The sequence below is a fragment of the Actinobaculum sp. oral taxon 183 str. F0552 genome (assembly GCF_000466165.1).
GTDB lineage: Bacteria > Actinomycetota > Actinomycetes > Actinomycetales > Actinomycetaceae > Peptidiphaga.
In genome coordinates this window covers 1-7,711 of sequence record NZ_KE951431.1, presented here as the reverse complement: position 1 = coordinate 7,711, position 7,711 = coordinate 1, and the positions used below count along the sequence as shown (strand labels likewise).

5 protein-coding genes are annotated in these 7,711 nt (G+C 66.6%); all 5 read left to right on the top strand.

Annotation, left to right across the window (positions count from 1 at the left end; translation table 11 throughout):
* Positions 1-243 (top strand): NADH-quinone oxidoreductase subunit NuoK (gene nuoK, locus HMPREF0043_RS05975; protein ID WP_021602064.1); only part of this gene is annotated, 243 nt, incomplete at its 5' end.
* 88 nt (positions 244-331) lie between these two features.
* A complete protein-coding gene (gene nuoL, locus HMPREF0043_RS05970) occupies positions 332-2,296 on the top strand; it encodes an NADH-quinone oxidoreductase subunit L (protein WP_040317982.1) in 1,965 nt (654 codons plus the stop codon).
* A gap of 18 nt (positions 2,297-2,314) precedes the next feature.
* Entirely contained in the window at positions 2,315-3,922 is a 1,608-nt protein-coding gene (locus HMPREF0043_RS05965; RefSeq protein ID WP_021602062.1) for a complex I subunit 4 family protein, read from the top strand.
* Complete coding sequence (gene nuoN, locus HMPREF0043_RS05960; RefSeq protein ID WP_021602061.1) at positions 3,919-5,532, top strand: NADH-quinone oxidoreductase subunit NuoN; 1,614 nt, start codon at positions 3,919-3,921, stop codon at positions 5,530-5,532. The genes HMPREF0043_RS05965 and nuoN overlap by 4 nt, the downstream gene beginning before the upstream one ends.
* Positions 5,533-5,534: 2 nt before the next feature.
* Complete coding sequence (locus tag HMPREF0043_RS05955) at positions 5,535-6,530, top strand: polyprenyl synthetase family protein (protein WP_442852609.1); 996 nt, start codon at positions 5,535-5,537, stop codon at positions 6,528-6,530.
* Positions 6,531-7,711: the final 1,181 nt, after the last annotated feature.

Genomic DNA, 7,711 nt, shown 5'->3' with positions numbered 1-7,711 from the left:
GCGGTCCTCACCCGCCGCAATGCGATCATCGCCCTCCTCGGCGTGGAGATGATGCTCAACTCGTGCAACCTCGCCCTCGTGACCTTCTCCCGCATGTGGGGCAACGTCGAGGGGCAGGTCGTCTCCTTCTTCGTCATGGTCGTGGCGGCGGCGGAGGTCGTCGTGGGCCTGGCCGTCGTCGTCGCCGTCTTCCGAACCCACCGGTCCGCGTCTCTCGACGGCGCGAACCAGCTCAAGCACTGACCGGAGGTGTGACGTGACTTTTGGACTCCTCACCCACGTGGGCGCCGCGGCCGGAGCACTTGGAACCGGAACCGCCGGAGCGGTCGCAATCCCCGGCACCGGAGCCGCCGGCAGGCTTGAGGCCGGAGCGGCCGGAGCGCAGCGGGCGGCCGAGGCGACGGGAGCGGCCGGCCTCGTGTGGCTGTGCGTGGCCGTCCCCCTCGTGAGCGCCGGGATCCTCCTGGTCGCCGGCAGGGCTGCCGACAGGTGGGGCCACCTGCTCGCCGTCGCCGCGTCGGCGGTCTCCCTCGCGGTGGGCGCCGCGGTCCTCGTCCAGCTGCTCGGGCTTCCCGGCGGGGCGCGCGTGCTCGACGCCCGCGTCTACCACTGGATCGGCGCGGGAGGGCTGTCCGTGGACGTGGGCATGCGCGTCGACCCGCTCTCCGTCACCTTCGTCATGCTCGTGACCTTCGTCGGCACGCTCATCCACGTCTACTCGGTGGGGTACATGGCGCACGATCCGGCCCGGCGCCGCTTCTTCGCCTACCTCAACTTTTTCGTCGCCTCGATGCTCCTGCTGGTGCTCGGCGACTCCTATCTGGTCATGTTCGTCGGCTGGGAGGGCGTGGGCCTGGCATCCTACCTGCTCATCTCCTTCTGGAATCAGGTCCCGGCCAACGCCGCCGCGGGCAAGAAGGCCTTCGTGATGAACCGCGTCGGGGACGTGGGCCTCATCCTCGCCATGATGGCGATGGTCGCCCACTTCGGGTCCGTCGACTTCGACCGGGTCCTCCCCGAGGCTTCCGGGGCCTCGACGGCGGTTCTGACCGCCGTCGGCGTCCTCCTCCTCGTCGGCGCCTGCGGGAAGTCCGCGCAGTTCCCTCTCCAGGCCTGGCTCGGCGACGCCATGGCCGGCCCCACTCCGGTCTCGGCCCTCATCCACGCGGCGACGATGGTCACCGCGGGCGTCTACCTCATGGTCCGTTCGGGCGCGATCTACGCCGGAACCGCCGCGGCTCAGCTAGTCGTGGCCGTCGTCGGCGCGATCACGCTCGTGTTCGGCGCCGTCGTGGGAGCGGCGAAGGACGACATGAAGAAGGTCCTAGCGGCTTCGACCATGTCCCAGATCGGCTACATGATGCTCGCGGCGGGCCTCGGCCCAGCGGGGGCGGCCTTCGCGATCTTCCACCTGGTCACGCACGGCTTCTTCAAAGCCAACATGTTCCTGGGGGCCGGCTCGGTGATGCACGCCATGGACGACGAAGTCGACATGCGCGGCTTCGGCGGCCTGCGCGCGTTCCTGCCGATCACGTGGATCACCTTCCTCTTCGGGTATCTGGCCATCATCGGTTTCCCGCTCCTGTCCGGGTACTTCTCGAAGGACAGGATCATCGAGGCGGCGTTCACCGGCCAGGGCGTCAAGCCGTGGGTCTTCGGCTCTCTGGCGATGGCGGTCGCGGGCCTGACGGCCTTCTACATGTCGCGCCTGTACTTCATGATCTTCCACGGCGAGCGGCGTTTCCCGACCGCCGGGAAGGGAGCTCGGCATCCGCACGAGGCCCCCGCCTCCATGTACGTGCCGCAGATCGTCCTGGCGGTTGGCTCGGCCGTCCTGGGCCTGGCCCTCAACGCCGTCGGGTTCGTCGGCTGGCTGGAGCCGGTCGTCGGCCGGGCCGCCCACGGCGAGCCGGTCCTGCCGGTCCCGGTCATCACCGGCGGGACGCTCGTGCTCGTGGCCGCGGGGGTGGCGGTGGCCTGGCGCATGTACGCCGCCGGCGAGGTCCCCGCGACCGCTCCGCGGGCCAACGCCCTGGTCAGGGCGGCGCGCCGCGACCTGTATCAGGACGCCTTCAACGAGAACGCGGTCATGAAGCCCGGGATCGTCCTCACCGGCGCCGTCGCGGCTCTCGACTCCCACGTCGTGGACGGCGCAGCCGAGGGCGTGGCCAGCGGGACCGCGGGCGCCGGCCGCCTGCTCGTCCGGCTGCAGAACGGCTATGCGCGCTCCTACGCCGGATACATGATCGCCGGCGTGGTCGTCGCCCTGATCGTCGCCCTGGGCACGCGGCTGTGAGGGGGAGAGGAAAGCACCATGAACACGAATGAGGCTCAAGCGATGCAGGCGTCCTTCCCCTGGTTGACCGCCCTCATCCTCGTCGCCCTCCTCGGGGCGGTCGCCCTGTGGGCCGTCAAACCCGCCCGGAAGGCCGCCCTGCCCTTCGGCGTCAGCCTGTCGGCGCTCATCTTCTTCGCCTTCCTCGCCGCGGCCGCCTTCGACTTCGACATGGACAGGGCCGGGACGGTCCAGCTGTCCGAGACCTACTCGTGGATTCCGCCGATCGGGGCGAGCATCGCCTGGGGCGTCAACGGCATGGGTCTGGTCATGATCGGCCTGGCGACCTTCCTCGTCCCGCTCGTCCTGCTCGCCGCCCGGGACGAGTTGAGCGATCAGGGCGAGGACCGCGCCGCCGGATACGTAGCGTGGATCCTGGCCCTGGAGGCGATCGTGATCGCCATCTTCGCGGCCCGCGACGTCTTCCTCTTCTACGTCCTGTTCGAGCTGATGATCCTCCCCGTCTACGTGCTCGTCGCCCGCTACGGGGGCGAGGGCAGGCACCGGGCGGCGATCAAGTTCGTCCTGTACTCGTTGTTCGGCGGGCTCGTCATGCTCGCCGGAGTGATCGGACTCGCGGTGACCGCCAGCTCGGACGTCAAGGGCTCCTCCCGGCTGTTCCTCGTCGACACCCTCGCGGGGCACGGCGCCGGCCCGCGGCTGTGGATCTTCGCCTCCTTCTTCCTGGTCTTCGCCATCAAGGCCCCGCTGTTCCCGGTGCACACCTGGCTTCCCGACACCGCCGAGCAGGCACCGCCGGGCACGTCCGCCCTGCTCGTGGGCGTGCTCGACAAGCTCGGCGTCTTCGGGATGATCTCCCTGTGCCTGCCGATCTTCCCGAAGGCGTCCCACGACGGCGCTCCGCTGATCATGGCCATCGCGGTCGTCTCGATCCTCTGGGGGGCGTTCATGGCGATCGCCTCGAAGGATCTCATGCGCTTGGTCGCCTACACGTCGGTCAGCCACTTCGGCTTCATCGTCCTGGGGGTCTTCTCGGGGAGCCACACCGCGATGACGGGGGCCATCGTCTACATGGTCGCCCACGGCGTGGCCACGAGCGCCCTGTTCCTGACGGTCGGCTTCCTCGGCCGGCGCGGGCCGGGGTACGCGATCGGAGGCTACGGCGGATGGCAGCGGGCGACCCCGCTCATCGCGGGGGTGTTCCTCACCGCCGGCCTGGCGACGATAGCCCTTCCGGGCCTGTCCGGTTTCGTCCCCGAGTACCTCGTCCTGGTCGGAACCTTCGCGAGGCACCCGGTTCCGGCCTGCGCGGCCGTGCTGGCCGTCATCCTCGCGGCCGTCTACATCCTCCTGCCATACCAGAGGGTCTTCACGGGGCCGCCGCCGGAAGGCCCCGGCCCGCGGCCGCGCGACCTCGACGCCGGCGAGAAGACGGTCTCGGGGATCCTCGTGGCCGCCATGCTCGCCCTGGGCTTCGCGCCCGGCCTGGTCATCGACGCCGTCGACGACGTGGCGGGCGCGTCGTCGACGATCGTCGCCACCCTCGCCGAGGACAGCACCCCGGGGACTACGGGGGCGCACAGCAGCCCGGTGAAGACCGACGATGACGAAGGGAGCACGAAGTGACAACTCCTGCTATCGCGTGGGCGGCTCTCACACCGCTCCTCGTGGTCCTGGGCTCGGCCGTCGTCGGCGTTCTGTTCGAGGCCTTCCTTCCCCGGTCGGCGCGGCGCGGGGTGCAGATCGTCCTGTCCTTCGCGGCGGTCGCGGGGGCGCTGGGCGCGGTCGTGTGGCGCCTGGTCCACGTGCGCGGCGCAGGCCCGCGTTTCGTCGCGGTGGCCGGCGGCTCGTCCTCGGAGGTCTCCAAGGCGGCGGGCAAGGGTACGCCTCCGCTGATCGGCACTTTCGTGGAGGACGCCCCGGCGCTCGTCTTCCAGACGGTCATCCTGGTCTGCGCGCTCGTGGCGCTCTTCGTGATCGCCGACCGCACGGTTTCCCGCGAGGGCTCCTTCGCGGCTTCGGCGGCGACGCAGCCGGGCTCCCTGGAGGAGCGCGAGGCGACCGCGGCGGGCCTGGAACAGACGGAGGTCTTCCCGCTCGCCCTCTTCGCGGTCGGGGGCATGCTGGCCTTCACGTCGGCGGGCGACCTGCTCACGCTCTTCATCGCCTTGGAGGTGCTCTCGCTTCCGCTGTACGTCCTGTGCGCGACGGCCCGGCGCCGGCGCGCGCTCTCGCAGGAGGCGGCGATGAAGTACTTCCTCCTGGGCGCCTTCTCCTCGGCCTTCTTCCTCATGGGCGTCGCGCTCCTCTACGGCTACGCGGGGTCGCTCAACTACGTCGCCATCGCCACGGCCCTCATCAACGTCACGGGCATGGACTATCTGCTGGTCGCCGGCGTGGTCCTCGTGCTCGTCGGCCTGCTGTTCAAGGTGGGCGCGGCCCCGTTCCACTCGTGGACGCCCGACGCCTACCAGGGGGCTCCGACCCCGATCACAGGGTTCATGGCGGCGGGCACGAAGATCGCCGCCTTCGCCGCGATGCTGCGCTTCCTCTACATCGTCGGCCGCGGCGTGGAGTGGGAGATCACACCGGCCCTGTGGACGATCGTCATCGTGACGATGCTCGTGGGCACGGTCGGCGGGATCGTCCAGTCGGACGTCAAGCGGATGCTCGCCTACTCGTCGATCGCCCATGCGGGCTTCGTGCTCATCGGAGTCTCGGCCTTCCACTCCGCGGCCATCGAGGCCGTCGCCTTCTACCTGCTCGCCTACGGGCTCGCGTCGGTGGGGGCCTTCGGCGTCGTCGCGCTCGTGCGCGAACGGGCCGAGGGCGCCGGGTTCGTCGGGGAGGCCACGGCCCTCGACCGGTGGAGGGGCCTGGGCAGGAAGGACCCGTTCCTGGCCGGCGCCATGGCGATCTTCCTCCTGTCCTTCGCGGGCATCCCGCTGACGGGCGGCTTCATCGGGAAGTTCCAGGTCTTCGCGGCGGGCGTCGAGGGCGGGCTGGCGGTGCTCGTCGTCCTGGCCGTCTTGGCCTCGGCCGCGACCGCGTTCTTCTACTTCCGCCTCATCCTCATGATGTTCTTCCAGGAACCCGACGACTACGCCGTCCCCGTGGCCTCCGAGGGCTATTCGGCCGTCGCGATAGGCGTGTGCGCCGTGGGCACGCTCCTCCTGGGAATCGTGCCGGGCCCGTTGATGAACTTCCTCGGTGAGGCCAAGGCGTTTATGCTTTGAGCGTGAGTTTCGGGCAAGGAGCGCTGGCCGAGGGGCTGAACGCGCAGATGGGCGTGGTCGAGCGGATGCTGGCCGCCCAGGTCAGCTTCGACGATCTGCAGGTCGATCCGGCCACGTCGCATCTGGCGCAGGCCGGGGGCAAGAGGCTTAGGCCTCTGCTCGTCCTGCTGGCTGCGCAGCTCGGCCCCCGGCCCCAGGACCCCGCCGTCTACGACGCCGCCGTGGTGGTTGAGCTGACCCACCTGGCCTCCCTCTACCACGACGACGTCATGGACGAGGCTCCGATGCGCCGCGGCGTACCGTCGGCTCAGGCGAAGTTCGGCAACTCCGTGGCGATCCTGGCCGGCGACGTCCTCTTCTCGCGGGCGTCGATCCTCATGGCGGGGCTCGGGCCGCGCGCCGTCCGCCTTCACGCACGGACCTTCGAGCGGCTGTGCCAAGGGCAGCTCCACGAGACCATAGGCGTCCGGCAGGGGCAGAGCCCGAAGGGCCACTACATCCGGGTGCTCCAGGACAAGACGGGGTCCCTCATAGCGGCCTCCGCCATGTACGGTGTGCTCTACTCCGGCGGTTCCGAGGAGCTGGCGAACGTTCTGGCGGCCTACGGCGAACGCGTGGGCGTGGCCTTCCAGATCGCCGACGACGTCATCGACATCCGCTCCGACGGCGCGACGACGGGCAAGACTCCGGGCACCGACCTGCGCGAGGGCGTCGACACGATGCCCGTCCTCCTCCTGCGCGAACAGCGGGAGGCGGGAAGCATCGACGCCGCGGGGGAGGAGATCCTCCATGAACTCGACCACGCCGATCTGAACTCCGATGCGGCGCTCGGCGAGGTCGTGGACCGGCTCCGCCGTCATCCCGTTCTGGAGCAGACGGAGAGGATGGCCCTCGCCTGGGTGGCCGATGCGGAGAACCATCTGGTCCGCGTGCCGCCCAGCGCGGTGCGCGACGCCCTCGTGGACTTCGCGCGGATGGCCGTCAACCGCGCCTCCTAGCGTCGGGCGGGGGCGGCACCGGGCCATCATTGCATCCATCTGCGGGCAGGCTCGGCGGGCCGGACGATGTACGCGACCGAGGCAGCTGATCAAATCCTTTGCTGAATTCTGTATGGAATTCCAAATGTATATGCGGAAATGAAAACATATGCCAAAATCATGAAAATTATTGCTGAGCCTATTAATGGATGGGAAGCCCAGGATAAACTTTTTTCAGCGTTAAATAAGATGTAAAGCAGATGGAAGGATAATTCCAGAAAATTAAAGATAATTATAGGTTTTATTATAGATTTAATTCTATTTGCATACTTTATATGAGATCGAAAGATCGTATTTAATAGTAAAATGATGAAATAACTGACGAGAAGAGTCCATGCGAATATCACCGTAAAGGCGCCTGGACTGTAAGGCGACTCTTCATCGGCATGTTCGTTGAATGCGAAAAGATAGTCGCAGAAATTCAACGAAATTAGGATTTCAGAGTGCTCTGCATGTCGTTCGATGTGCTCATGAAGTGTCTATGTGGTGAATGTGCCTCCAATGAGGCAAATCATTGACGAATACAATAAAATATAACGTAAAGTTATGATTACTAAATCAATTTTATTTGCTACAGTAGAAATATATATTCTATTTGAAGTAGTCATGGTTCAAGGATAGCAGCCGCGATCTGATGGAACGGGTTTCTTTTACACGCTCCACCCTGCGTGCTTCTCGCGCAAAACTGTGTGTTTCCCGCCATGTCAATGGGCAACAATACCCGCCCCGGGATAGCGGCGTAGTTGCGGGGGTGTGTGGATGATTGACCGCTCTGATGTGATCAGGACTCGTGTGTCCCTTCAGATTCGTATGGGAGTTGCATAGACTGAGGCGTGTTCACTTAACGACAGCGACGGATTCCTCAAGGAGGGGCGACGATGGCCGGTTGAATGCTCTTATTCAACGAACCGAATCATCCGAACCGACGGGGCTGGCAGACGATCTGCGGACGAGCCGCGATCGCCCCATAGGAAGCGGTCTTTCCCGTTGGGCTCTCGCCCTGGCCACACGGCCGGGTGATGTGTGTTTGTCAATTGTTGTGTTCGCCGTTGGGCGAAGGGAATTCGGATGCCGGGGTTAGGTCCCGGGTACCGAGGATAAGTATCCTGGGTGGACCGGGATTAGCGTAAAAGGAGTGGATG